The organism is Pseudarthrobacter sp. MDT1-40-2 (assembly GCF_059383595.1).
The window spans coordinates 823617-848735 of record NZ_JBWZCL010000002.1 but is presented as its reverse complement, the minus strand read 5'-3'; the positions used below and the strand labels follow the sequence as shown (position 1 = coordinate 848735).

At 63.6% G+C, this 25119-nt stretch carries 22 protein-coding genes; 8 read left to right on the top strand and 14 right to left on the bottom strand.

The genetic code is table 11. The features are described 5' to 3' along the window. Positions 1–7: 7 nt before the first annotated feature. The 6 genes from AC50X5_RS10165 to AC50X5_RS10140 all read right to left on the bottom strand — a co-directional run bounded on the left by AC50X5_RS10165 (position 8) and on the right by AC50X5_RS10140 (position 8670). Complete coding sequence (locus AC50X5_RS10165) at positions 8–1720, bottom strand: ABC transporter family substrate-binding protein (protein WP_494975948.1); 1713 nt, start codon at positions 1718–1720, stop codon at positions 8–10. Positions 1721–1859: 139 nt separating this feature from the next. Beyond that, a complete protein-coding gene (locus AC50X5_RS10160; protein ID WP_494975947.1) occupies positions 1860–3575 on the bottom strand; it encodes an ABC transporter family substrate-binding protein in 1716 nt (571 codons plus the stop codon). Positions 3576–3624: 49 nt separating this feature from the next. Next, the gene (locus tag AC50X5_RS10155) at positions 3625–5772 is read right to left on the bottom strand and encodes an ABC transporter ATP-binding protein (protein WP_494975946.1); all 2148 of its coding nucleotides are present in this window, start codon (positions 5770–5772) and stop codon (positions 3625–3627) included. Continuing rightward, a complete protein-coding gene (locus tag AC50X5_RS10150; RefSeq protein ID WP_494975945.1) occupies positions 5769–6770 on the bottom strand; it encodes an ABC transporter permease in 1002 nt (333 codons plus the stop codon). Before AC50X5_RS10150 ends, AC50X5_RS10155 begins: the two co-directional genes overlap by 4 nt. Next, the gene (locus AC50X5_RS10145) at positions 6767–7750 is read right to left on the bottom strand and encodes an ABC transporter permease (RefSeq protein WP_494975944.1); all 984 of its coding nucleotides are present in this window, start codon (positions 7748–7750) and stop codon (positions 6767–6769) included. Before AC50X5_RS10145 ends, AC50X5_RS10150 begins: the two co-directional genes overlap by 4 nt. 311 nt (positions 7751–8061) lie before the next feature. Further along, the gene (locus tag AC50X5_RS10140; protein WP_494975943.1) at positions 8062–8670 is read right to left on the bottom strand and encodes a TetR/AcrR family transcriptional regulator; all 609 of its coding nucleotides are present in this window, start codon (positions 8668–8670) and stop codon (positions 8062–8064) included. Between the two features lie 124 nt (positions 8671–8794). On the opposite strand from AC50X5_RS10140, the gene AC50X5_RS10135 reads away from it, so the two are divergent. The 3 genes from AC50X5_RS10135 to AC50X5_RS10125 all read left to right on the top strand — a co-directional run bounded on the left by AC50X5_RS10135 (position 8795) and on the right by AC50X5_RS10125 (position 11336). Continuing rightward, positions 8795–9355, top strand: a complete 561-nt coding sequence (locus AC50X5_RS10135) for an NAD(P)H-dependent oxidoreductase (protein WP_494975942.1) — start codon at positions 8795–8797, stop codon at positions 9353–9355. A gap of 185 nt (positions 9356–9540) precedes the next feature. Next, the gene (locus tag AC50X5_RS10130; protein ID WP_494975941.1) at positions 9541–10833 is read left to right on the top strand and encodes an aminotransferase-like domain-containing protein; all 1293 of its coding nucleotides are present in this window, start codon (positions 9541–9543) and stop codon (positions 10831–10833) included. 74 nt (positions 10834–10907) lie between these two features. Further along, positions 10908–11336, top strand: coding sequence for a universal stress protein (locus AC50X5_RS10125; RefSeq protein WP_494975940.1), 429 nt, complete (start codon positions 10908–10910; stop codon positions 11334–11336). Here AC50X5_RS10125 and AC50X5_RS10120 read toward each other — a convergent pair. From AC50X5_RS10120 to AC50X5_RS10100, 5 genes are all read right to left on the bottom strand, one after another. Continuing rightward, positions 11333–11971 (bottom strand): phosphatase PAP2 family protein, encoded by a 639-nt coding sequence (locus tag AC50X5_RS10120; protein ID WP_494975939.1) that lies wholly within the window; start codon positions 11969–11971, stop codon positions 11333–11335. The genes AC50X5_RS10125 and AC50X5_RS10120 overlap by 4 nt on opposite strands. A gap of 43 nt (positions 11972–12014) precedes the next feature. Beyond that, positions 12015–13628 carry a dihydrolipoamide acetyltransferase family protein gene (locus AC50X5_RS10115; protein ID WP_494975938.1) on the bottom strand — a complete coding sequence of 538 codons (1614 nt, stop codon included), beginning with the start codon at positions 13626–13628 and terminating at the stop codon, positions 12015–12017. An 11-nt stretch (positions 13629–13639) separates the two neighbouring features. Next, on the bottom strand, positions 13640–14620 hold the full coding sequence (locus AC50X5_RS10110; RefSeq protein ID WP_494975937.1) for an alpha-ketoacid dehydrogenase subunit beta: 981 nt from the start codon (positions 14618–14620) through the stop codon (positions 13640–13642). After that, complete coding sequence (gene pdhA / locus AC50X5_RS10105; RefSeq protein WP_494975936.1) at positions 14620–15876, bottom strand: pyruvate dehydrogenase (acetyl-transferring) E1 component subunit alpha; 1257 nt, start codon at positions 15874–15876, stop codon at positions 14620–14622. The genes AC50X5_RS10110 and pdhA overlap by 1 nt, the downstream gene beginning before the upstream one ends. A gap of 145 nt (positions 15877–16021) precedes the next feature. Then, complete coding sequence (locus AC50X5_RS10100) at positions 16022–17140, bottom strand: histidinol-phosphate transaminase (protein ID WP_494975935.1); 1119 nt, start codon at positions 17138–17140, stop codon at positions 16022–16024. 130 nt (positions 17141–17270) lie between these two features. Between AC50X5_RS10100 and AC50X5_RS10095 the strand changes: the two genes are divergently transcribed. Together AC50X5_RS10095 and AC50X5_RS10090 are read left to right on the top strand one after the other, a co-directional pair. Further along, entirely contained in the window at positions 17271–18275 is a 1005-nt protein-coding gene (locus AC50X5_RS10095) for a LacI family DNA-binding transcriptional regulator (protein ID WP_494975934.1), read from the top strand. An 82-nt stretch (positions 18276–18357) separates the two neighbouring features. Further along, on the top strand, positions 18358–18780 hold the full coding sequence (locus tag AC50X5_RS10090) for a phage holin family protein (protein ID WP_494975933.1): 423 nt from the start codon (positions 18358–18360) through the stop codon (positions 18778–18780). Positions 18781–18802: 22 nt separating this feature from the next. Here the strand turns inward: AC50X5_RS10090 and AC50X5_RS10085 are convergent, their stop codons facing one another. Together AC50X5_RS10085 and AC50X5_RS10080 are read right to left on the bottom strand one after the other, a co-directional pair. After that, entirely contained in the window at positions 18803–20146 is a 1344-nt protein-coding gene (locus tag AC50X5_RS10085; RefSeq protein WP_494975932.1) for a hypothetical protein, read from the bottom strand. A 56-nt stretch (positions 20147–20202) separates the two neighbouring features. Then, on the bottom strand, positions 20203–20544 hold the full coding sequence (locus tag AC50X5_RS10080; protein WP_494975931.1) for a hypothetical protein: 342 nt from the start codon (positions 20542–20544) through the stop codon (positions 20203–20205). Positions 20545–20751: 207 nt separating this feature from the next. On the opposite strand from AC50X5_RS10080, the gene purB reads away from it, so the two are divergent. The 3 genes from purB to AC50X5_RS10065 all read left to right on the top strand — a co-directional run bounded on the left by purB (position 20752) and on the right by AC50X5_RS10065 (position 23909). After that, entirely contained in the window at positions 20752–22194 is a 1443-nt protein-coding gene (gene purB / locus AC50X5_RS10075) for an adenylosuccinate lyase (protein ID WP_494975930.1), read from the top strand. A 148-nt stretch (positions 22195–22342) separates the two neighbouring features. Beyond that, positions 22343–23014, top strand: coding sequence for a histidine phosphatase family protein (locus AC50X5_RS10070; protein ID WP_494975929.1), 672 nt, complete (start codon positions 22343–22345; stop codon positions 23012–23014). A gap of 391 nt (positions 23015–23405) precedes the next feature. Continuing rightward, the gene (locus AC50X5_RS10065; RefSeq protein ID WP_494975928.1) at positions 23406–23909 is read left to right on the top strand and encodes a GNAT family N-acetyltransferase; all 504 of its coding nucleotides are present in this window, start codon (positions 23406–23408) and stop codon (positions 23907–23909) included. Here the strand turns inward: AC50X5_RS10065 and AC50X5_RS10060 are convergent. After that, positions 23906–24982, bottom strand: coding sequence for an FUSC family protein (locus AC50X5_RS10060; RefSeq protein WP_494975927.1), 1077 nt, complete (start codon positions 24980–24982; stop codon positions 23906–23908). The two genes, AC50X5_RS10065 and AC50X5_RS10060, sit on opposite strands and share 4 nt — an antisense overlap. Between the last annotated feature and the right edge of the window lie 137 nt (positions 24983–25119).

Genomic DNA, 25119 nt, shown 5'->3' with positions numbered 1-25119 from the left:
CTCCCGGCTACTTCTTCTCCCAGCCTAGGGTGGTCCAGTCCGGGACCTGGAACGGGCTCTCGAACAGCGCCGGACCGTAGTTCGCCAGACCGGTGCGGACGAAGGAGATCTGCGGTCCGTTGAACACCACGCCCATGGAGAAGTACTTAGCCATGTGCTCCTTCTCCACGTCCATGGCGGCCTTGTTCCGCTGGGCATCGTCCTCGATGGTGCCCAGCTCAGCGATCCTGGCATCCAGTTCCGCGTCCCCCAGGCCATTCTGGTTCGTGCCGGACTCGTAATACTGCCTGACGGAATTGGTGGCATCCGCGCTCACCGAAAAGCCTGACATGCTGAGATCGAACTCCCGGCCCCCCATCACCCTGCCGAATTCGGCCGCGCCGTACTGGGCAATGCCAGCGTCCATGCCGGCCGCCTTAAGCTGGTTTTGTAACGTCTGGATGGTGGCAAGATTTGTGGGGTCGTCGCCGAAGTTTGAGATCTTGAACGCGGCGGGCTCGCCGTCCTTTTCCATGATGCCGCTGGCGTTTTCCGTGTAGCCGGCGTCGCTGAGGACCTTCTTAGCCGCTTCCGGGCCACTCTCGGTCACGGGGTAGTTGTCCTGGTAGTGCTCCGAGAACGGCATCAGCATCATGGAACCCGGGTTGGGTTCCTCCCAGTTGAGGCCGTTGAAGCGCACGTCGCGGATGGCCTCCCGGTCCACCGCCGTGAAGATCGCCTCACGGACCGCGACGTCGGTAATCCGCTGGGCGTTGATGTTCAAGCCGCCGGCAAACAACCGCTGCCCGCGCCGCACCTCGGAATTGGGGGTGCCTTCAAGCTGCTTGTACAGTCCGATGCTGTTGGCCTGCATGGCGTCGATTTCGCTGTTTTTGAAGGCCGCCAGCTGGGCGCTGGTTTCCAGCTGCCGGAAGGTCACCTTGTCCAGGACGGGCTTGGCGCCCCACCACTTGTCATTCCGGACCATGGTGACGGTGCGGGCAGCGGAATCGTAGCCCTCCAGTGCGAACGGGCCCGCCATCCATTCCGGGTGCAGGTCGCCGTTAAAGCCGTTGTTGAATATTTCCGGGGAGTTCACGGCGGGATGGATCAAACCGAAGAACAGTGAATCCAGCGGGTAGACAGGCTGGCTGGTTTTGACCACTACTTCCTTGCTGCTGCTGCCTGCCTCCACCGATTCCACCGAGGCGTAGTTGCCGGTGCTGACGATGTCGTAGCCGTTCCCGGAACTCTTGAGGATGTTCCAGGTGTTCTGGAAGGCCTTGACGTCGATGGGCGTACCGTCGTTGTACGTGGCATCGTCATTGACCTTGATGGTGATGGTTTGCTTGCCATCGCTCACGGTGCTTTCCACGGTCTCGCAGAAGTCTGTATTGGGTGTGGCCTTACCGGTGTAGTCCCGCTTCCAACAACCGCCGATCCCGCCGTTCTGGACCGCAACGGGGTTCATTGGGACCAGCAGGGCCGCGTTGTCCGCGCTGCTGCCGTTGTTGGAGAAATCATTGAAGTCCGGGCCAATGCTGAGCAGCGGAAGGGTGACGCTGCCGCCCTGTTCAAGGTCTGAGGCCGGTTTTTCATTCACGCCGACCAGCTTGGAAACATCACTGCCCGGGGCCTGGCCGGAGGCAGTTGCCGGACCGGACGGAGTGCCGCCGCAGCCGGTGAGGGCGAAGGCAGCGGCAACTGCCACCGCCCCGCCGAGCCTGGTCAGGTGCTTCATGGTTTCCCTTCATGGCGCGATCTGCAAAAAAGTGGCAGTTCCAAGATTCTAGGGCACTGGACAGGCAGGAACGCCGAAGGCCGGTACCTCCTGATATTCCAGGAGATACCGGCCTTCAAACGTTACTCAGATGCCGGGTTTATTTCTTTTCCCAGCCAATAGTGGTCCAGTCCGGAACCTGGGAAAAGCTCTTGAAGAGGGATGGGCCATAGTTAGCCAGTCCCGTCCGGACGAAGGAGATTTGAGGGCCGTTGAAAGCGATGCCCATGGAGAAGTACTTAGCCATGTGCTCCTTCTCCACTTCCATAGCTGCCTTGTTCCGCTCGGCGTCATCCTCGATGGAGGCCAGGTCGACGATTTTCTTGTCCAGCTCGGCGTCGCCCAGCTGGTTTTCGTTGGTGGTTGAGTCGTAGAACTGCTTGACGACGTCCGTGGCATCTGCGCCTACCGTGTAGCCGGACAGGCTCATGTCAAACTCGCGGCTGCCCAGAATCTTGCCGAACTCGGAGGAGCCGTGCTGGGCAATGCCCACATCCATGCCCGCGTCCTGCAGCTGCTTCTGCAACGTCTGGGTGGTGGCCAGGGTGGTGGGGTCATCACCGAAGTTGGCGATCTTGAACGAAACCGGCTTGCCGTCCTTCTCCATGATTCCATCGGCATTAGGCGTGTAACCCGCTTCGGCTAACACCTTCTTTGCGGCTTCCGCTCCGGACTCAGCCACCGGGTAGTTGTCCTGGTAGTACTCGGAGAAGGGCAGCAACATCATCGAGCCGGAACTCGGTTCCTGCCAATTCAGGCCGTTGAAGCGCACGTTCCGAAGGGCCTCACGGTCCACCGCAGTGAAAATCGCCTCACGCACCGCGACGTCGGTGATGCGCTGGGCGTTGAGGTTCAAGCCGCCGGCAAACAGCCGCTGCCCGCGCCGCACCTCGGAGTTGGCGGTGCCATCCACCTGCTTGTAGAGAGCAATCGTGTTGGTCTCCACAGCGTCGATTTCACCGTTCTTGAAAGCAGCAATCTCCGCGCTGGTTTCCATCTGCCGGAACGTGACGCTCTCCAGAACCGGCTTGGTACCCCACCACTTGTCGTTTCTAACAAGGGTCACCGTCTGCGCTGCGGAATCGTACTGGTCCACCTTGAAAGGGCCTGCCATCCACTCCGGGTGCATCTCACCGGTGAATCCGGTGTTGAATACCTCCGGGGAGTTTACGGCCGGGTGGATGACTCCGAAGAACAGTGATTCCAGCGGATAGACGGGCTGGCTGGTTTTGACGATCACTTCCTTGTCGCTGCTGCCGGCTTCCACCGACTCAACGAACCCGTAATTGCCAGGACTGACGATGTCGTAGCCGGCCTCGGTGCTCTTTTGGATGTTCCAGGTGTTCTGGAAGGCCTTGACGTCAATGGGGGTGCCATCGTTGTAGGTGGCTTTCTCATTGATTTTGATGGTGATGGTCTGCTTGCCGTCCACCACGTCGCTCTCCACGGATTCGCAGAAATCAGTGTTGACGGAAGCTTCGCCGTCGTAGTCGTACTTCCAGCAACCGCCAAGTCCCCCGCCGCTGGCTCCAATCGGGTTGATAGGAGCCATCAGTGCCGTGTTGTCCGCGCTGTTTCCAGTGTTGGAGAACCCGTTGAAGTCCGGGCCGATGTTGCCCAAGGGCAGCGTCAACTTTCCGCCCTGTTCCAAGTCGGCAGCCGGCTTCTCGTTGATGCTGATGAGCGAGGCAATGTCACTGCCCGAGGCCTGGCCCGAGGCTGAAGCCGGCCCCGATGGCGTACCTCCGGAGCAGCCGGTGAGGGCAAGCGAAACTGCAACAGCTGCCACCCCGCCGATTCTGGTCACATTCTTCATGGATTTCCCTTCATTGTTGGGTACACGGTGCGGTGATGGAACAGGAGAATCAGGGAGTTCGGACTGCGGGTTCCTCGTGGCTGACCACCATTTCGGAGTCCAACTCACCGTCGGGAAAGAAGCAGGCGAACTGCTGGTCCAAGGCGTGACCTTGCACGGACGCGGGAACAGCCACCAAGGGCGGTTCAACAGAAAGGCACTTTTGCTTCTTTTCTTCCGGAAGGGCCGCGAACACCGGGCAGCGGCCGGCGAAGTTGCATCCCTTGGGCGCATCCAGTGGGCTGGGCAAATCACCCTGGAGGATAATCCGTTCCCGGTTGCGCTCCACCTGGGGGTCGGGCACCGGAATTGCGGACAACAATGACCTCGTATAGGGGTGCCGCGGCCTGTCAAAAACACTGCCAACGTCACCGATTTCTACGATTTTGCCCAGGTACATCACGGCCACCCGGTCCGAAATGTGCCGCACCACGGACAAGTCGTGGGCCACCATCAGGTAGCTCAAGCCCAGCTCTGCGCGCAGTTTGTCCAAGAGGTTGATAACTCCTGCCTGAACGGAAACGTCCAAGGCAGATACCGGCTCGTCCAGAACCACCAGCTTTGGATTAACGGCGAGGGCGCGGGCGATTCCGATCCGTTGCCGCTGGCCGCCGGAGAACTGGTTAGGGAACCGGTTCACATGGTCCGGCTGGAGGCCCACCAGGCGCATGAGTTCCATGATGCGTTTCCGGATGTCCGGTTTCGCCATTCCCTGGTTTTCCAGCGGTTCGGCGAGAACCTCATACACGGTGAATCGAGGATCCAGTGCACCGGTGGGATCCTGGAACACCATCTGCAGTTCCTTGCGCATGGCACTCCTGGTTTTGGCGTCAGCTGCCTGCTTGTTGCTGATCCCGCCGATTACCACCTCTCCGTCCTGGTCCTTGTGGAACTCCATGATTTCCAGCAGGGTGGTGGTCTTGCCCGATCCGGACTCGCCCACAATGGAGAAGCACTCGCCCTCACGGACATCGAAACTGAGACCGTCCACAGCCTTGACTGTCCCCACCTTGCGCTTCAGCAGCGCGCCCTTCAGCAGGGGGAAATGCTTGCGTACATCCGTAAGCTTCAGAACCGTCGTGCGATTTTCCCGGGCGATTCCGTCAAAACGGGACACCGGCACCGGTGGTGCCCGGAAGATCACCCTCGCATCCGCACCGTCACCAAGCTCGTCTGAGCGGATGCAGGCTGCACGGTGGATTGCGCTGCCCTGCGTCTTCAGCAGGCCCGGTTCACCCTCGTGGCAAGCATCCACAACAAGCGGGCATCGCGGCGCAAAAGAACAGCCGGTGTGCTCGAAGAGCAGGTTGGGCGGCACGCCGTCGATCGGCACCAGGGAGGTCTTTCGCCCCACATCCACGCGGGGAACAGCGCCCAGCAGGCCCATGGTGTACGGCATGCGCGGGTTGTAGTAGATGTCCTCCACCGTCCCGGTCTCCACCGGCTTGCCCGCGTACATCACCATGATGTCGTCCGCGATACCCGCCACCACACCCAGATCGTGAGTGATCATGACGACGGCGGCACCGGTCTCCTCCTGCGCCGTCTGCAATACCTCCAGCACTTGGGCCTGGATGGTCACGTCAAGTGCCGTCGTCGGCTCATCGGCGATGAGCACCCGCGGATTGTTCGCAATCGCAATCGCAATCATCACGCGCTGGCGCATGCCGCCGGAGAACTCGTGGGGGAACGCCTTCAGCCGGTCCTTGGGGCTGGGAATCCCCACCATGGCCAGAAGTTCGACGGCGCGGGCTTCTTTGGCTGCCTTGCTCATGTTCGGGTTGTGGATGGTGAGCGCCTCGACGATCTGGGTTCCCACCGTGTAGACGGGTGTCAGCGAGGACAGCGGGTCCTGGAAAACCATGGCGATGTCGTTGCCGCGGTACTGGCACATGGCCTTGTCGCTGAGGCCCAGCAACTCCGTTCCATTGAGGCGTACCGATCCGGTAACTTCCGCCGAGGTGGGCAACAGCCCCATCACTGCCATGGAGGTGACAGACTTCCCGGACCCTGATTCGCCCACAATACCCAGCGTTTTGCCGGCCATTACGTCAAAGTTCACTCCCCTGACGGCGTTGACCACCCCGTTCTCGGAGTTGAAGCGGACGCTCAAATCCCTGACGGTCAGGACGGCGCTGCCGGGAGTTACAGAACTCATGATTGCCTCCGCTTGGCGTGTGTCGTGCGCGTATGCGTCTTCCGGGCTCCGATTTTCCGGGCTTTGCCGAAGGAACTGGAGCTAGGGTCAAAAGCGTCCCGGAGCCCGTCGTTCATCATGGCCAACGATCCGGTCAGCAGGAACATGACCAGCAGCGGTACCCAGAACATCCAGGGGAACGTCTGGACCTGGGAGGTAGCTCCGCCAATCAGCACACCCAGGCTCACGTCCGGAACCTTGATGCCGATACCGATAAAGGAGAAGGCAACCTCCGCCAGGATCGCGCCGGTGACGCCGCGGGTGATGTCCAGGACCAGCAGGGAACCGATGTTGGGAACGAGGTGCCGCCAGACGATGCGCCGCGCGGGGACTCCCATGTACTGTGCTGCCTTGATGAAGTCCCGCTGCATGAGCGACATGGACATGGAGCGGATCAGGCGGGCCGCGCCCATCCAGCTGAAAACCAGGAGTACAACGATCAAGAGCAGCCAGCTTGGCAGCTGGTCACGCAAGCCCGCCCCGCCACCGCTGGTCACAACTGCTACCACCAGCAGCGCCGGCATCATGATCAGGGCTTCCAGGATGAACAACATGACCTTGTCCACTTTGCCGCCGAAGTAGGCCATGGTGCAGCCGTAGACGGCAGCCACCAGGACTGATACCAGCCCGACGATCAGGCCGATCAGGATGGAGATCCGGGTCCCTTCCACCACCATGGCGTAGAGGTCGATTCCAGCCTGGGAGGTACCGAGAAGGTGGTCTGCTGACGGGGGCATCCCGATGTTGAACGGGTCGATAGTGGACTTGTCCCAGCTGGTGAAGAACCCACCGACGAAGGAGAAAAGCGTCAGGGCCAGGAAGATGACCAGCCCCGCAACCGCAGTCTTATTCCTCATGAACCGGCGCAGGATGATGGTGGTCTTGTTGATGACCACCTCCCCGTCTTGAAGGTGGGCGTCTGTGACTGCTGCTGGGTCTATGGCGTTTGGGATGGTCATGACACCCTCACTCTCGGGTCAACCAACGAGGTCGCGAAGTCCGCCAGGATGGCACCGAGGGCAAAAATCATGGAGCCATACGCCAGGGTGGCCGTGGCCGCGTTCACGTCCTGGTTGCCGATGGCATCGATGCTCCAGGACCCGATGCCTGGCCACGCGAAGATTTTTTCGGCGAAGAATCCACCGGCAAAGATGGCCGGGATGGTGAAGGCAATGCTCTGCGCCACGGGGATGAAGGACACCCGCAGCGCGTGCCGGCTGATCGCCTGGTTGCGGGTCAGCCCCTTGGCCCGGGCCGTCCGCACAAAGTCTGCATTGACGTTATCCAGCAAGTACTGCCGTTGTGCGATTTGGTAGGAGCCCCAACCCACCAAGGTGATGGCGATGGTGGGAACCGCATAGTGGGCCAGTATGTCCACGAATTGGTCCCACCCAGGTTTCATGCCCGGTGTGGAGATGCCCGTGACAAAGAAGATCCTCTGCCCTACTCCCTCGTTGATGCGGATGGCCCCAAGCTGCACCAGGAAGTACGCGATGGGCGCCGGGACGATGTACGCCAGGTAGCTGTAGGAAGTGATCACGCGGTCCTGGAACTTGTATTGCCTGGCGGCGGAATACACGCCAAGCGCAACGCCGATCACCAGCGTCAGCACGATTGAGGCCAGGAAAAGCCGTGTGGAGATCCAGACGCGATCGCCAAACTCGGCGTTAATGAACGCACCGTTGGGGCTACGACCCCAATCCCAACGGGTCACAATCGCGACCAGCCAGTCCACGTAACGTTCCCACGGGCTCAGCTCAGGGTCCAGGCCCTTGAGCCGCATGGACGCTGCCACCTGCTCGGGCGTTGGCCGGGGAATCTTTTCCTGTTCCAAAAGGGCCGGCTTCAGTGAACTCACCGCCAGGAAATATCCGGCTGAGGTGGTCAGGAAGATCATGAAGATGTAGGTGGCCGCGCGCTTGGCCAAGTAGCGGACCATTGCGTTACTTCGTGGTCACCGGCGCCTTGAGCTGCATTCGGGGTGAACTCATGCCCATTGCTGCCGTGCGGGCGCCCTCAACAATATTCACGATCTTAATCCTTCCGTTGTTCCGGCCGTAAGCATGGGTTTCGCCGTCGCCGGGGTGAGACCTGCCGGCTTGTAGCCGGACCCCGCCGCCGATCAGGCCAGCCCATCCGGACTGTGTTGCGGGTCACATTCCAGAGGAAACTATCACATGATCCAGCGCCGTCGTCGGCCGCAGTCAAATATCCTGACCAGCGTGTCAAGATCGTTACATGATTGTCGCGCTATCCGCCGTGGACCAGCCTGGTGACCAGCTGGCGCCAGGAACCAGCCAGGCGCTCGGTGCCCACCCCGTGTACCCGGACCTCATGAATCAGGCGTTCGGGTTCCAGCGTGGCCACCAGGGAACCGGCCAGCAGCCAGGTCTCCTCCTGTATTCCGTCCTCCAGCAGCAATACTTCGAGGTGGCGCTGGTGGAGGACTGTGGCCGGAACGTCCAGGCGGTGGTACGGCGCAGCTTCGGCCGCCAGCAGCAGGTCCCCGAATTCCATCACGTAGGCAATCCGCTCCACCCCGAAGGCAATGAGCCGTTCCAGGGCTGGTGCCCCTGGTCCCAGCGGCGGTGGTCCGAACATGAAGCGCGTCTGGAAGGCTGTTTCGGATTCGTTGAGGAGGTTCAGCATCAGTCCGGCCCGGCTGCCAAACCGCCGGAACACGGTCCCTTTGCCCACGCCGGCTCGTTCGGCCAGCTGGTCCATCGTGAGTCCCTCGGCTCCGCACTCGTCGATCAGCTCCCGAGCGGCTAAGAGCAGGCGCTCCCGGTTACGCGCGGCATCGCGGCGTTCGGCGGCCGCTCCCAGGGAACCCCCGGGCGGCAAGGGGATGAAGCTCACGTTCCCTAGTCTAATCTTCGGAATATAACCGGACCGTAGTCCGTTTAGTCGTCTGAAGGCCTTCAAAGCTGGACATTCCAAACAGACAACCGGTCACCGCCGGACCAGATCCCAAGGAGTCATCATGACCAAGAGCACCGTCCTCACCCTCGTAGGCAGCCTGCGCAGCGGGTCCACCAACCAGAAGCTTGCCGAAGCCATCCAGCTGAACGCTCCGGAGCACGTTGACGTGATCATCCACGAAAGCCTGGGCAACGTCCCCTTCTACAACGAGGATATTGACGTCGAAGGCCAGGTCCCTGCCGCCGCCGCCGCCCTGCGCGCTGCAGCAAGCGAGGCGGACACCCTGCTCCTGGTCACCCCCGAGCACAACGGCACGATCCCCGCATCGCTCAAGAACGCCATTGACTGGCTGTCCCGCCCCTTCGGCGCCGGCGCGCTGACCGGCAAGCCCACAGCCGTCGTCGGCACCGCGTTTGGCCAGTACGGCGGAGTCTGGGCGCAGGATGAGGCGCGCAAGGCCGTTGGCATTGCCGGCGCCGAGGTGCTGGAGGACGTCAAGCTTGCCGTACCCGGCTCCATGGTCCGCTTCGCCGAGATCCACCCGAAGGACGACGCCGAGGTAGTGGAACAGATCAAGGGCATCTTCGACGTCCTCACCGCGTCACAGCCCGCGGCTTCCTAGTCCTCACGAAATCGGGTACCGGGAATTTACGCAGTCCGGGATTTATGGACAAGCTCCGCACGCCCACTGGCGGTGTGCGGAGCTTATTCACATGCAAGAAGTCCTGCGCCACGCGACGCACCTTCCGCAGCCCTAGTGGCAACAGGGGTTGCATATGAGACAACCCCTGTTGGTATCCTTGCACTGTGACCCACGAAACACTTGATTCCGCAGCAGAGTTGCTGCCGGCAGAAGCTATTGACGCCCTTGAGCGTGCCGCAACATCCGCCCACCGCCACGATGAACTCTTCTCGGAGCGCGCCGCCAACATCAAGCAGTCCGCAGTCCGTGATGTCTTTGACATTTCGCTGAGACCGGGACTGGTGTCCCTGGCCGGGGGCAGCCCCTATCTGGAATCACTACCGCTGGACAGGCTGGCACAGACCGCCTCGCGGATCATCGCCGACGAAGGCCTCACGGCGCTGCAATACGGCAACGGTCAGGGCACCCTGGAACTGCGCGAACAGATCTGCCAGGTAATGGCCGCCGAGGGCATCACCGATGCTCAGCCCGCAAATGTTGTCATCACCGCCGGATCACAGTCCGCCCAGGACATCGCCACCAAGCTGTTCTGCAATCCGGGTGACGTCGTCCTGGTTGAAACCCCAACTTATGTGGGGGCTCTAAACACGTTCGAGGCCTACCAGGTCCAGGTGGAGACTGTAGACATGGACGACGACGGCCTGGTGCCTGAAGTCCTCGAGGAACGAATCGCAGCACTCCAGGCAGCAGGAAAGAACGTCAAGTTCCTGTACACCATCCCCAATTTCAACAACCCCTCAGGCATCACACTGGCCCCGGCCCGGCGCCAGCAGATCGTCGATATATGCCGCGCGGCGAATGTTTTGGTCTTGGAGGATAACCCCTACGGCCTGCTGAAGTTTGACGGCCAGCCACTCACGCCGCTCCGGGCGGCGAACCCCCACGACGTGATCTACATGGGCTCCTTCTCCAAGATCTTCGCCCCGGGTTTGCGGATTGGCTGGGCACTGGTTCCGGAGCACCTGCAGCGCCGCTACTACCTGGCCGCAGAGGCAGTCACACTCTGCCCGCCGTCGCTGAACCAGATGCTCGTCTCTGCCTACCTGCGCGACTACGACTGGCTGGGCCAAATCGAAACCTACCGCGGCCTGTACGCCGAGCGCTGCCGGGCCATGCTTGCCGCTTTGGAAGAGCACATGCCCGAAGGCCTCAGCTGGACGCGGCCGGAGGGTGGTTTTTTCGTCTGGGTTACCCTTCCCGATGGCGTCGATACCTACCCCCTGCTGCAAAAGGCGATTGATGCCGGAGTGGTGTTCATCCCGGGAGCTGCCTTCACGCCGTCGGACGAGCCGTCCAATCAGCTGCGTCTCGCTTTCAGTGCCGTTCCTCCCGAAGCCATCGCGGAAGGCGTGCGCCGGCTTGCTCCAGTGCTGCGCCGGGCCATCGACGCGCTTTAGCCTGCAGCACTGTAATCTAGGCCCCACCGGACTGAACAGGACGCCCGAGCGCTACGGAACAAAGGAGTACCCGCATGAGTGGAATCATCGTTGTCGGAGTGGACGGCAGCCCTACAGCTAAAAAGGCCGCCGAAAAGGCGCACACCCTGGCCTTGGCCCTGGGGGCGGGACTCCATGTGATCTCTGCCTTCGACAAGGACCGCACCGAAGTCTTTGGCAGCGGCAGCGACCAGGTCATCATCTCCGATGCCGACGGCGCCGAGTACGTAGCGCGCACGGTGGCGGAATCCCTGGGCCGGGACGTCAGTGTTACTTATTCGGCCGCTCGCGGCAAACCCGCGGAAGCGCTGATCAATGAGGCGGCACGCCTGGAAGCGCAGATGATCGTGGTAGGAAACCGGCGCATGCTGGGCATCGCCCGCGTGCTGGGCAGCGTAGCCAACAGCGTGGCGCACAACGCCTCCTGCGACGTCTACATCGCCAACACCTACGACGCCGGCTAAAGCAGCCACTGCAGGAACAGCCACCACGTTCCGGCCATCACCACGGCGCCAAAAAGTGTTCCCGCTACCACCTGCGCAAGCGTGTGGGCGCGGAGTACCAGGCGTGCCCAGCCGACGGCCGGGATGATCACCAGAAGCGGCAGCCAGGCAGGCCCCAGGATGGCGATGATCACCACCACGGCGCTGGACACTGCCGCCGCGTGTCCGCTGATCTTCCAGTAGGCGCTGATGATGGCGACTATGAAGACGCCGGCCACTACGGACAGCATGGCGGCAAGCACGCTCCGCGGCGCGTCCACGGCGACCAGCACGCCGATGCCCGCCAGCACCGACACGAGCGCCATGAGCAGCACCAGCGGCCGCTGGCTCCTGGTGCTGACATGGTGGTCCGTCACCTTGCCCAGCCGGACCATCATTAGGACCAGGATCAGCGGCAGGACACAGACAAACAGCCCGGCAACCGCACCATAGCCGGCGGTGGACGGAAAACCGGGCTCGACGGCGGGACTCAGCAGGAGCATGGCCAACACCGTCACCGGGGGCTGGAAAACCTCGGAGAGGACGTTCGCCGCCCTGGTTTTTACGGCCCGGCGTCTGGTTTCACGGATCCCGGCAGTCGGAGTGGCGCTTTTCACGGGGTCCAGTCAATCACGGGATGCTGTGCGTTACCGGCTCCGGTCAGTCCAGCAACAGCGCCGGTTCCTCAAGGATGGCGGCGACGTCGGCCATAAAGCGTGCGGAGAGGTCGCCGTCTACCACCCGGTGGTCGAAGGACCCGCCGAGGGTGGTGATCCAGCGTGGAATCACTTCGCCATCCAGCACCCACGGTTTTTGCTTGATGGTGCCAAAAGCCACGATCGCCACCTCGCCCGGGTTGATGATCGGCGTGCCGGTGTCGATGCCCAGGGCGCCGATGTTGGTGATGGTCAGCGTGCCGCCCTGCATTTCCGCGGGTTTGGTCTTGCCCGCCCGGGCGCTGGTGGCCAGCTCGTTCAAAGCCAGGGCCAGCTGCTTCAGGGACAAGTCCTGCGCGTTCTTGATGTTCGGCACCATGAGCCCGCGCGGCGTGGCTGCGGCTATGCCGAGGTTCAGGAAGTGCTTGACGTGGATCTCCGCCGTCCCGCCCTCTGCGTTGTCCACCCAGGTGGCATTGACGCTCGGATTCCGTGCCGCAGCCCAGATCACGGCCTTGGCCAGGATCAGCAGCGGCGATACCTTGATGCCTTCAAAATCGCGGGACGCCTTGAGCCGCTTGACGAATTCCATGGTCCGGCTGGCGTCAACGTCCACAAAAATGCTCACGTGCGGCGCGGCGAAGGCCGAATCCACCATGGCCTTGGCGGTGGCTTTGCGCACGCCTTTAACGGGGATCCGCTCGATTCGTTGCTCCTGCGGCCGTCCCGCCTTGCCCCAGAAGCCCTCCGCCTTGTCCAGTTCAGCATCGCGCTGGGCCTGGTAGCTCACCAGGTCCTCACGGGTCACCTCACCGTGGGAGCCGGTGGCGACGACGTCAGCCAGGTCGATGCCGAGGTCCCGGGCGATCTTGCGGACCGGCGGCTTCGCCAGCACGCGATTCACCAGTCCGGTGATGCCCGCGATGCCGGCCTGCGCAGCGGCTGCCGTGGATGCGATGGAATGTTCGACGGCGGAACGGGCGCCGGGGGCCTGGCTTTCAGCGCCTGCCGGGATGGATGCTGCAGCAGGTGCCGGCGGCTGGGTTACGGCGGCCGGGGTATGGGGCTGGACGGGTTCCACTTCCGGGGCATTGACCGTCAGGGCGCCGGTGGCCCCGCCGGTCCGTGAGCCTGCCGGGCCGTTGGCTGGGCCTGTCGAAATCCGCGGGCGGCGCTTAACGGCGTCGGCCTTGGGACCGGAGCCCACCAGCGGGCGGTCCGCCATGCCATCAGCGGCACCGGCGGTACCTGAGGCATCCGAGGCGTCAGCGGGCAGCGTGCCGTACATCAGCGGCTCGGCGCCTGACCGGTCGGCCGGCGCAGTCGGCGCGGCGGCAGCGGGCACCGGCGCGTCAGCAGGCGTTGGATCCCCCTCCACACCCTCAGAGACGCTGATAATGGCGGTGCCGACGTCGATGGTTACGCCTTCGGGGACCAGCAGCTCGCGCACGGTGCCTGCGTACGGGGACGGCAGTTCCACCAGCGACTTGGCCGTTTCGATTTCACAAAGGATGTCGTTGATGGCCACCGAATCGCCGGGCCTGACCTTCCAGGAGACGATTTCCGCCTCTGTGAGTCCTTCGCCGACGTCCGGGAGGTTGAATTTCTTCAGGGTCATGATGTCCTAGGTCAGTAGGCGAAGGCGCGGTCCAGCGCCTCAAGGATGCGGTCGATGTCCGGCAGGTAGTCTTCCTCCACCTTGGCCACCGGGTAGGGCATGTGGAAGCCGCCCACACGGATCACCGGCGCTTCGAGGGACAGGAACGCCCGCTCGCTGACGCGGGCTGCGATCTCCCCGCCAATGCCGCCGAAGGTGGGGGCCTCATGGGTCACAATCAGCCGGCCGGTCTTCTCGACAGACGCCGTCACGGCATCGAAATCGATGGGCGAAACGGAGCGCAGGTCAATCACTTCGATACTGCGTCCATCCTCCGCGGCCGCGTTGGCAGCAGCCAGGGCCACCGGAACCAGCGGGCCATAAGCGACGATGGTGGCGTCGGTTCCTTCGCGAAGCACATGGGCTTTGAAGGGATCTGCGGCAACTCCGGGCGAATCAAGATCCACCTCGCCCTTGAGCCAGTACCGGCGCTTCGGCTCGAAAACGATCACCGGATCCTTGCATTCCACGGCCTGCTGGATCATCCAGTAGGCATCGTGCGGGTTGGAGGGCGTGATGATGCGCAAGCCTGCCGTATGCGCGAACAACGCCTCGGGTGACTCCGAGTGGTGCTCGATCGAGCCGATGCCGCCCCCGTACGGCACGCGAATCACCACGGGAACCGACAGGCGACCACTGCTGCGCGCATGCATTTTGGCCAACTGCGTGGTGATCTGGTTGAAGCCCGGGAACACAAAACCGTCAAACTGGATCTCGCACACCGGACTGTACCCCCGCAGCGCCATGCCGATGGCCGTGCCGATGATGCCCGATTCAGCCAGCGGGGTATCCACTACCCGGGAGGGGCCGAACTCGGCGAGCAGGCCTTCGGTAACGCGGTATACGCCACCCAGGGCACCGATGTCCTCACCCATGAGCAGCGCTTTGTGGTTGCTTTTCAGTGAGGCGCGGAGGCCTTCATTAATGGCCTTGGCGATGGTCATGGTGGTCATCAGCGGGCATCCTCGCTTGCGTCGGCGTCTGCTTCTTCGGCGGCGAATCCCGCGCTGTACTGCTCAAACCAGGCGAGTTCCTCTGCCACCAGCGGATGGGCCTCCGCGTAGACATTGGCGAAGCTCTCGCGGATGTCAGGGGACTTGAGGTCGTAGGCGGTGCGCCGGACGTAGGCTGCCAGCTCGTCGCCGTCGGCCTTGACCTGCTCGAAGAAGGCATCGTCAGCATAGCCCTCGGCACGAAGGTGCTTTTCCAGCCGGTCCAGCGGGTCTTTGGCCCGCCATGCCGTTTCTTCCGCCTGTTCGCGGTACTTGGTGGGATCGTCTGCCGTGGTGTGCGCGCCCACCCGGTAGGTGAACGCCTCGATCAGCACGGGGCCCTTGCCGCTGCGGGCATGCTCCAAGGCCCACTCGGTGACGGCGTGCACCGCGATGACGTCATTGCCGTCCACCCGGATGCCGGGGAACCCGTAGCCTTTGGCGCGGTTGGCCAGCGGGATGCGGGTCTGCACGGTGCTGGGGACCGAAATGGCCCAGTGGTTGTTCTGGCAGAAGAACACCACCGGGGCGTTGTAGGACGCCGCGAACACCATGGACTCGTGGACGTCGCCTTCGGAGCTCGCACCGTCGCCAAAATAGGCGACGACTGCGGCTCGCTCCTCAGGCTCAACGGCTGTTTCTGTTCCGATCGAATCCGCACCGATGGCATCCGCGAGCAGCTGGTCCCGCTGGATTCCCATGGCGTATCCGACCGCATGGAGGGTCTGGGCAGCCAGCACGAGCGTGTAGAGGTGGAAGTTCGTCTCCCTGGGATCCCAGCCGCCGTTGGACACGCCACGGAATTGGCGCAGCAGCTCAGCCAGATCAACGTTCCGGGTCAGGGCCACACCGTGCTCCCGGTACGTGGGGAAAATGTAGTCCTGCGGCTGCGTGGCGCGGCCGGAACCGATCTGTGCGGCCTCCTGACCCGTCAACGGCACCCACAGGGCCAGCTGGCCCTGGCGCTGCAGAGCCGTGGCCTCTTGGTCGAAGCGGCGGATCCTGGCCATATCCGCGTAGAAACCACGGAGTTTTTCCGGGTCCAGGCGCTTGGCATAGCTGGAAAAGGTTTCGTCTTCGCCAAGCCTGCCGTCAACGTCGAGCAGCTGGACCATGTCCACGCCCGGCCCGCCCAGAAGGGTCTCGGCACTCGCTTCGCGCTGCTCGTCGACGGCGGTTCCGTCGAACTCGGTGGAGGGCAAATGTGTAGCGCCCATACCGTCTCCTTGCTTGCCGCATCCGGATGCGGCAATCGCTGGGATATATGCCTCAGATGGAATGCATTCCGGTTTGTGCATATATTTTGGCTTAATGCCTCTTACTTTATCTTCAGTAGGGTCCGTAAAGGCCTAATGTTAAGCGCTAGGAACCCCGTGGCGCTTTTGTATAGTCCGCACACAACCGCAGGAACCGCGAGTTAGCTTCCGGTTCGCCGACGCTGACACGGACGCCTTCGTGGGCAAACGCCCGGACGGAGAGTGCCATGGCCGCGGCCTGACCTGCGAAGTCCGCCGCATCGGGTCCGAGGTCCAGCCAGACAAAGTTGCCTTGGGCGTCCGGGACACGCCAGCCGAGCTCCCGCAGTCCATCCACCACCCGCGTCCGTTCATCGACCAGCGTTTGTACCCTTTCTACAATCCGGCCGTAGTGTTCGAGCGACACCACCGCTGCCTCTTCGGCAATCTGTGACACCGCAAAAGGGGTTGCTGCAGCACGCAGATGACGGGTGAGTCCGGGCTGGGCAATGCTGTAGCCCACTCGGAGACCGGCCAGTCCGAAGGCTTTGGAGAATGTCCGCAGGACCACTACGTTCGCGTACTTGCGGTAGATATCAATGCCGTTGACTGCCCCATCTGCCCGCACGAATTCGAAGTAGGCCTCGTCAATGACAACAACTACATCCTCCGGGACTGCCCGGAGAAAGTTTTCGGTTTCGGCGGCAGTGATGGCCGGCCCGGTGGGATTGTTCGGCGTGCAGAGCAATATCACCCGGGTGCGGGCGGTGACGGCGGCCGCCATCGCGTCGAGGTCGTGCCTGCCGTCCGCAGTGAGGGGGACCTGGACGCCGGTTGCGCCACTCAATCCAATGCTGATCGGATAGGCCTCGAAGGAACGCCACGCGTAAATTACCTCGTCCGGTTCGCCGTCGTCGTTCTGTCCCGCAAAAGCTGCCAGCACCTGGCCGAGGGCACCCAGGCTGCCGGCCCCGGTGACGATGTCTTCCGCCGGCACCTCCAGGAAGCCGGCGAGCGAAGTCCTCAGCCTGGTACACAGCGGATCCGGGTAGCGGTTGAAGTCCGTCCGGGCCGCGATGGCAGCGGTAACCTCCGGCAGGGGCGGAAGCGGGTTCTCGTTCGAGGACAGTTTGAAGCTGGCGAGCCCGTCTACGGCGGCGGGCGGTTTACCTGCGGAATAGCGGGGCAGGCGGCCCACAACGGGACGCGGCCTCACACCCTCCGCGGGAGTGGGAGATGGCATCATGGCACTCAGCCTACTGTTGGCATTCCCCTATCGGTATGGTCCGGCTGTCCCGACTGCCGGGGCCTCCACCGCTGCTAACGTGGTGAACGTTCATCAACTCAGTGACGGCGGCGGCGGGAGAGGCGGCACGATGGAAAAGCCCGGCAGCCCTTCCCGGCGGCCCACCATCATGGAAGTAGCCAAGGCCGCGGGAGTCTCCCATCAGACCGTGTCCCGCTACCTGCGCTCCGATGCGGGCATGAAGCCGCCCACCCGCGAGCGCGTACGCGCCGCCATCGAAGAGTTGAACTACCGGCCCAACCTGGTAGCCCGTTCCATGCGTACCCGGCGCACCGGCCGCCTGGCAGTGCTGCTGCCTGCCGCCACGTACAGTCCGGCACGGATGTTGGCCGGTGCCAGCGCTGCTGCCCATGACGCCGGCTTTGTCCTGGAAATCCTGAGCCTTCCCGATGCGGCGTCCAGGACGGAGCGGATGCTCGAGCTTGCCGATTCCGGACAGGTTGAAGGAATCCTTTCGCTGGCGCCTCTTGCCGAAGGCATAGGAAGCAGCCTCCCGGCGGGCGCTGCCATCGTGGTCTCCGCTGATTTCGACGACGAGATGCGCGGTATCGGAGCGCTGGCAGACGCTTCTCCGGTAGCGGAAATGATGGAGCACCTGGCCGGTCTGGGGCACCGGCGTTTCCTGCATGTAGGTGGACCGGGGCAGTTCGCCTCCGCCCGGGCACGCCGGCAGGTTTACCTGGAAACTATCGAGCGGCTGGGCTTGGAGTCCGCCGGCGCGGTGGAGGGCAACTGGAGCGCAAGGTCAGGGATGGAAGCCATGCTGGCCCTTGCTGAAGGCCGGCAACCCACAGCCGTTATAGCCGCCAACGATGTGGTGGCCGCAGGCGTAGTCCGTGGCGCGTTGATGCGCGGCTGGCGCGTTCCGGAGGATATCAGCGTGACGGGTTGGGACAACCTGGAGGTGGCGGAGTACCTGGCACCGTCCATGTCCACCGTTGACGTGGACCTGGAACGGATCGGAGCCGACTCCCTGCGCCGGCTGGTGGCTGTTATCCGCGGCGAAGCGTTCGTCCCGTCCCCCGCTCCCCTCAACCGCATCATTTGGCGCGAATCGGTAGGCCCCGCTTCCTGATACTCCTGATGCCGGGGACAGCTGAGCCCGCCCCTTCCCAACCGGAGCCCGGGCCGCGGCCACGGTATGGCAGCATGGGCGCATGCGCTCATTCGTCGTTCGGGTCCTGATCAACGGTCTTGCCCTCTGGGTGGCCAGCTGGCTGCTGCCGGGGATGGACATATCCAGCAGCGCCACCAGTAATGCGGTGGCCAACTCCGGAGTCACGGAGGGCACCGACGTCATCGGGGTCATCCTGGCTTACCTCTTTATCGGCCTGATTTTCGGAGTGGTTAACGCGTTTGTGAGGCCGCTGGTCAGCTTGCTGTCGCTGCCCATCACCATCCTCACGCTGGGCCTGTTCACGGTGATCATCAATGCCGCCATGCTGTACCTCACGGCCTGGATCAGCAGCTACACGCCCATCCACTTCACCATCGACTCCTTCTTCTGGACGGCCATCCTGGGCGCCATCATCATCTCCCTCATCTCGCTGGTGTCAGGGCTGCTTCCGGGCAAGCGCTGACCACCGGACCGGCCCGCCAGAGCTAGCGGCCGCGTATCCGTTCCGGCGGCCGGTCAGAGGTGCGCTGCGGTAACGGCGGAGGTTGGCGGGCAGGCTCCGGCACCCGGGTCAGCCCCACTTTCGTGGCGGTCGCGAGGCCACCCACGCCCACGACGCTGCCCAGCAGGCCCAGAGATTCGACGAGCGACGGATCCGCGCTGCCAGGGAGTTCGGCCGCACCATCCCGGTAGTTTTCCAGCGAGTGGCCGGGCCCCAGCCCGAACTCCTCTCCTTCCGGGGTCTCTGCGTGTCCGGTGAGCGTGACAGTCACCCGATTCCTGGCATCCGGGCCTGGCATGCCGTCGCTGCCCGGCACCCAGTCCTGCCGGTGCTCCAGGTGCAGGCTGCTTATTTCCGGAACAGCCTCCACCCCGCCAACAGGGGAACCTGCGGTCAGGACATATTTGAGCTCGAACTCGTCCAGGAAGGCCTGGTTCCGGGCCAGGTTCATGGCATGGATCCCGCCCTGGCTGTAGCCGACCGCCACCACGTGGCTGCCCTGGGTTGCGCCCGCGGCATGTAGCCCGTCCCGGATTGCCGCCGCCGTCTCAGCGGAGTCGTACCCCAAGCCTTCAACTATCCCGGCGGCATCGAAAGGATCACTGCCGCCGGCCTCGACGCTGCGGGTGCCGGGGACGATCACGATGTAGGCCGGTTCGTCCCCGCCCTCCACCCTGATCACCTCCACCGCGGCGCCGGGCTCGTCCTCCAGCTGCCGGGCGCGCTCCAACAGTCCGGCAGGACTGGCGTCCAACACGATCCGATGGGCGGGTCCGGCACTGGCCGTGATCGCCCTCGGCCGATAGCGGGAGCCATAGGACTCAGCCACGAACCGGACCAGGCTGCGGACATCCGAGGCACTGCGGCCGGCCGCCACATGGGCGGCGAGTACCCTAAAGGCCTCTTTCCGGGGCAGCCCCAGCAGCAAGAGCCCCAACGCCACCGGCGCACTTCCCACCAGGGACTCCGTGGCTTCGCGGCTTGGCGGCCACAAGTCCAGGAGCCCTTCGATGGGTCCGTCGGACAGCGGACTGAAGGGTCCCAAGGTGCGCTGCAGGGCAGTCATGGCCTCGTTGTATTCATAATCGCGGTGTGCCGCCCGGACACCTCCGCTGATGTCCTCCAGACCGGAACGGACCGCAGTCATTTCCGAGAGTGCACGCCGGACGGCCATCACGGCGGCCGAACCGGTTGCCGGTGTATCCAACTGGTAGGAGAACAGACTCCCCTGCGCCCCTTGCAGCCGGGTTTCGATGTTCCTCAATTCCGCGGAAAACAGCTCAAGCCGCCGCGCCCCGTCCAACAGTTCCTCAAGCTGGAAAGTCATGCCGCCTACGCCCCCACGGACCCGGAGCTGGCCGACCTGTCCAGGTTCAAGGTCCCTTAGGTCCACCATGGGACACCGCCCCGGGTTTCCTGATCCGCAACGGCCTCTGCATGCCTGGTGACCGCGGCCCGGGCGGAATGGAGAGTGTGTCCCGCCAGCGACAAGGCTTCGCAGTGCCTGGCCAGACTGTTGCGGTAAGCCCGCCCGGCCGGTGACTGCCAGTCCAGCAACTGGACGTGGCGCAGCCCGGCCACGATGCGTTCGCCGTCGTCCCCGCATTGACCAATCCGCCCCGCCAGGAGCCGCAGCTGCCCTGACCGCTCACCGCGATCCGCACCGCCCAAGTCATCTACTCCAGGGGCTCCTCCCACTCCGCCCATGCCCGGCCATCCGTCCACGTTTTACCTCCCTGCATCCCCACGCCTCAACAACTTCTCTGCCGGAACCGACGCTACGCAGCACGTCCGGCGAACGGCAGCTCACGCCGCGTTATGTGGACAACGGCACCAGCCCGGGCAAGAACGGCAGCGGAGCGATGCTGTGGCGGAAAGGTCATACGCAGCCACCGCTTAAGGGCCGGCCGGTGTTCATGAAAGAATCGCTTCATGCCTGAAACTGCCGCCACAGCTGACACCCGCACGCCCTCCGGACGCCTGGCCCTCGCCGCTTCCCCGGAACAGATCGCTCTTGGCCCCTTGGACGGCAGGTACCAGTCCGCCGTCGCGCCGCTTGTCGACTATTTGTCAGAGGCGGCACTCAACCGGGACCGGGTCGCCGTCGAGGTTGAGTGGCTCATCCACTTGACCAGCAACAACGTCCTCCCTGGCGCCGATCCGCTCACTTCGGAACAGCAGGAACAGCTGCGTTCCATCGTCACCGAATTCGATGCCGCGTCAGTGCGTGAACTGGCCGAGATCGAAGCCGTCACCGTCCACGACGTCAAGGCCGTGGAGTACTACATCGGCCGCCGCCTGCCGGCCATCGGCGTCGAAAACCTGACGGCCATGGTGCACTTCGGCTGCACCTCCGAAGACATCAACAACCTTTCCTATGCGCTGGGCGTCAAGGGCGCTGTGGAGGACGTGTGGCTGCCTGCAGCCCGTGCACTGGTGGAGCAGATCAGCAAGATGGCGGAGGATAACCGCGCCGTTCCCATGCTGTCCCGCACGCACGGCCAGCCCGCCACGCCCACCACCTTGGGCAAGGAACTGGCGGTGATCGCCCACCGCCTGACCCGCCAGCTGGACCGGATCGCCAGGACCGAGTACCTGGGCAAGATCAACGGCGCCACGGGTACGTATGCAGCGCATGTTGCCTCCGTTCCCGGAGCGGACTGGCAGCAGGTTTCCAGGTCCTTCGTCGAGGGCCTGGGGCTCTCCTGGAACCCGCTCACCACGCAGATCGAAAGCCACGACTGGCAGGCTGAGCTCTACGCGGATGTGGCCCGCTTCAACCGGATCCTGCACAACGTGTGCACGGACATTTGGAGCTACATCTCCATCGGCTACTTCGCGCAAATCCCCGTGGCGGGCGCCACCGGTTCTTCCACCATGCCGCACAAGGTAAACCCCATCCGCTTCGAAAACGCCGAGGCAAACCTGGAGATCTCCAACGGTCTGCTCGATACCCTGGGCGCTACCCTGGTGACTTCGCGTTGGCAGCGGGACCTTACGGACTCCTCCAGCCAGCGCAACATCGGCGTTGCCTTCGGCCACTCCCTGCTTGCCATCTCCAACGTGGCCAAGGGCCTGGACCGCCTCGACGTTGCCGAAGACGTGCTGGCCGCTGACCTGGACACCAACTGGGAAGTGTTGGGCGAGGCCATCCAGATGGTCATGCGCGCGGAGGCGATTGCCGGTGTCGAAGGTATGGAAAACCCGTACGAGCGCCTGAAGGACCTGACCCGCGGACAGCGCGTGGATGCTGAGCGCATGCAGGAATTCGTCCAGAGCCTGGGGCTCTCGCCGGAGGCCGAAGCCCGCCTGCTCGCGCTGACGCCGGGCAAGTACACGGGCATCGCGGACCAGCTGGTAAGCCACCTCAAGTAGGGTTCCCCGCAGCAAAAGAATCATCACGACGGCGGCGCCGGGCTCCTGTGGGGCCGGCGCCTTCTGTTTCCCTGGGGTCTGCCGGGCAGCTACCCCGGCGGGCCCCTGACTGGATCCTGCTTGCAGCCGGGCATGCGAAACTGGACCCATGAGGCTGCTGCTGATCCGTCACGGACAAACTCCCGGTAACGTACTTGGCCAGCTGGACACGGCGCATCCTGGTCCGGGACTGACTGAGCTGGGTCAACGCCAGGCGGAGGCCCTGCCCCGTTCCCTTGCCGGCGAAAACATCGCTGCGTTGTATGCCTCCACCCTGCTGCGCACCCAAGTCACGGCCGCCCCGCTGGGAAAGTCGCTGGGCCTGGAAACCCGGATCGTGGACGGGCTGCACGAGATCGAGGCAGGCGCCCTGGAAAAGCTGACTGACCACGAGTCACATGCCCGCTATCTGGGCACAGTTTTCGCATGGACGGCCGGAGACCTGGACCAGCGGATGCCTGCCGGACCCAATGGCCACGAGTTTTTCGAGCGTTTCGACGCCGCCATCGCCGGAATCGCCCGGGACGCCGCAGCCTTGGAAGACTCAGCCGCTGTTGCGGTGGTCAGCCACGGGGCCGCCATCCGTTGCTGGTCGGGCGCCCGCGCCAGGGGGGTGAACCACGACTTCGCCGTCCAGCACGTTCTGCTGAACACCGGCATCGTGATCCTTGAAGGCGACCCTGACGCCGGCTGGCAGCTGGTTCACTGGGATGGCAGCCCCATTGGCGGCCTGGCATTTGCTGATCCCACGGCCATGGATCCCACGGGCCGGGAGGCCTGAGCGTCCAGCTGGAAGCCGCAGGCACAACGCCACACCGGGGGCAACGTGACGTGTCCTTCCCGCCGTTCGAAAGTGTAGCCAACAATCACGTCGCTGCGCTTCCCGAGGGAGGGCCGGGCAAACTCCATAGGCGTTCCGCAGTGGACAGGTGCATGGCCTGCGCGGTCGCCTGCGACGAACCAGGAATCCATGCTTGCTCTTTCATTGACCAGGGTCATGGCACACATTCCTTACGCTTCATTGGGCATTTTTCCGATAGTAAGCATACATACTATTCACCCCGGGACCACAAATTCTCGAAGCCCTTACCGAGTGGAAACACCGCCGTAACCGCGCAAATCTAGGCTTACTCGGCATACCCCTTCGGTGAACCGAGCGAATCGAGGCAGTCATGCAGACCAATCCCCGGCTGAACATCAGGCAGGTCCCCTGGTCGAATCCGGTGGGTGCGGACCTTCGGAAAGCCCAGCAGGCCGAACTGGACGCCCGCTTCGGTTCCCTGGACCACGAACCCGGCAATCCGCCGTCGGGCGCTGATTGTGCCGTATTCCTGGTGGCCTACGAAAAGAGCTCCGGCAACCCCGTGGGGTGTGGCGGTTTACGGCTCCTGGACGCGCAAACCGCGGAGATAAAACGGCTCTATGTGATCCCGTACGCGCGCGGCTCAGGAGTGGCGAGTTCCATCCTGGCAGCGCTTGAGGCAGAGGCATACAAGCAGGGAATCACCAGGATCACGGCGGAAGCGGGCTCAGCCCAGCCGGACGGACACACCTTCTACAAGCACTCAGGATTCGCGGAGATACCAGCGTTCGGCCCATACTCGGACAGCCCGCAGTCGCGCTGCTACGCGAAGACCATCAACTCGCACAGCGCCGCGTACACCGCCATGGCCTAGCCCCGTAATTTGTGCTGATGCCGCCGTGCCCGAAGGCGGGCAAGCACCGCAGGCGAGAGGACGACGGCGATCCCCACGGCAGCGCCGATCACCGTCTCCACGATCCGGTCCCGCAGCAGACTGCCGGGGGCGGCCGAACCGGCCAGAAGCGTCGCGCTCAAAGCCAGGGGCGTGACAAATATCTGCGCCACCAGGTACTGCCGGATGATGAACAGTTCCACACCAAACTGGCAAAGAGCCATCATCAGAACCGTTTGCCATGGTTGGAGATCAAGCAGCAGGACGCCGGCGAGTATCACCAGGCCAATCACGGTTCCCAAAATTCTTTGAATGCCGCGGCTGACCCGGTGACGGGTGCTGTGGCCCACCAGCGGAACCACGGCCGCCACCATGGCCCAGTAGTTGTGGCCGAAGCCCAGTCGTTGCCCGGCAAGTGTGGCCAGCGAACCCGCTAACCCCGCTGCCACCATGTAGCCGGCACCCTCCAGCCAGGCGGCGCGCCGCTCGCCTTCGGTGTGCCGGATGGGAGGCGGCAGCCGCCACTGCGTCCGCCGGCTCGGCAGCACCCGGGAGGAGAACCCGATCAGCAGGCACAACAGCACGGTCAGGACGGAGACGAGCATGCCCTGCCAAAGTGGCGGCTGACCGGGAATGGAGGCAATGGCGGCAAACGCGAAGATGTGGAACAGGGACCCGGCCGGGCGGATGCGCCACAGCGAGATGGCTACGGAACAGCCACCGGCCACCACGGTGGTTGCCGCGACCACCAGCCACATGTGCTGTTCCGCACTCATGGCCCAAGCCGGTCCCGTCCTGGCGGTGAGCGCCCCCATCAGGATCACGGCCAGCATCAGGCCACCGGCCCTGAGCTGGTAAACAAGCCGGGGGCCGTGCTGTTCGCCGCGCCCGTATATTCCGGTGAAGGCCCCGAAGGAGGCAAAAATGGCCAGGTCTACCCGTCCCAACAACACCAGCGTGGTCAACGGGACGAACACGCCAATTGCGCAACGGAGAGCCGGGTGGTGGTCCTTATTGCCGGGAGCCATGGCAAAAAGATCGGCAAGGACTTTCACGGGAGCCTTTCGGGGCGGCGGGACAGGTGCTGCGGACGCCGTCGTCCTTCCGGATTCTATGCCCGGAGCCGCGCCGTTCCCGCCAAAAACCGCCTCAACGTGAGCAAGATCGTGACGCCCGGGGAACGGCGGCTTTA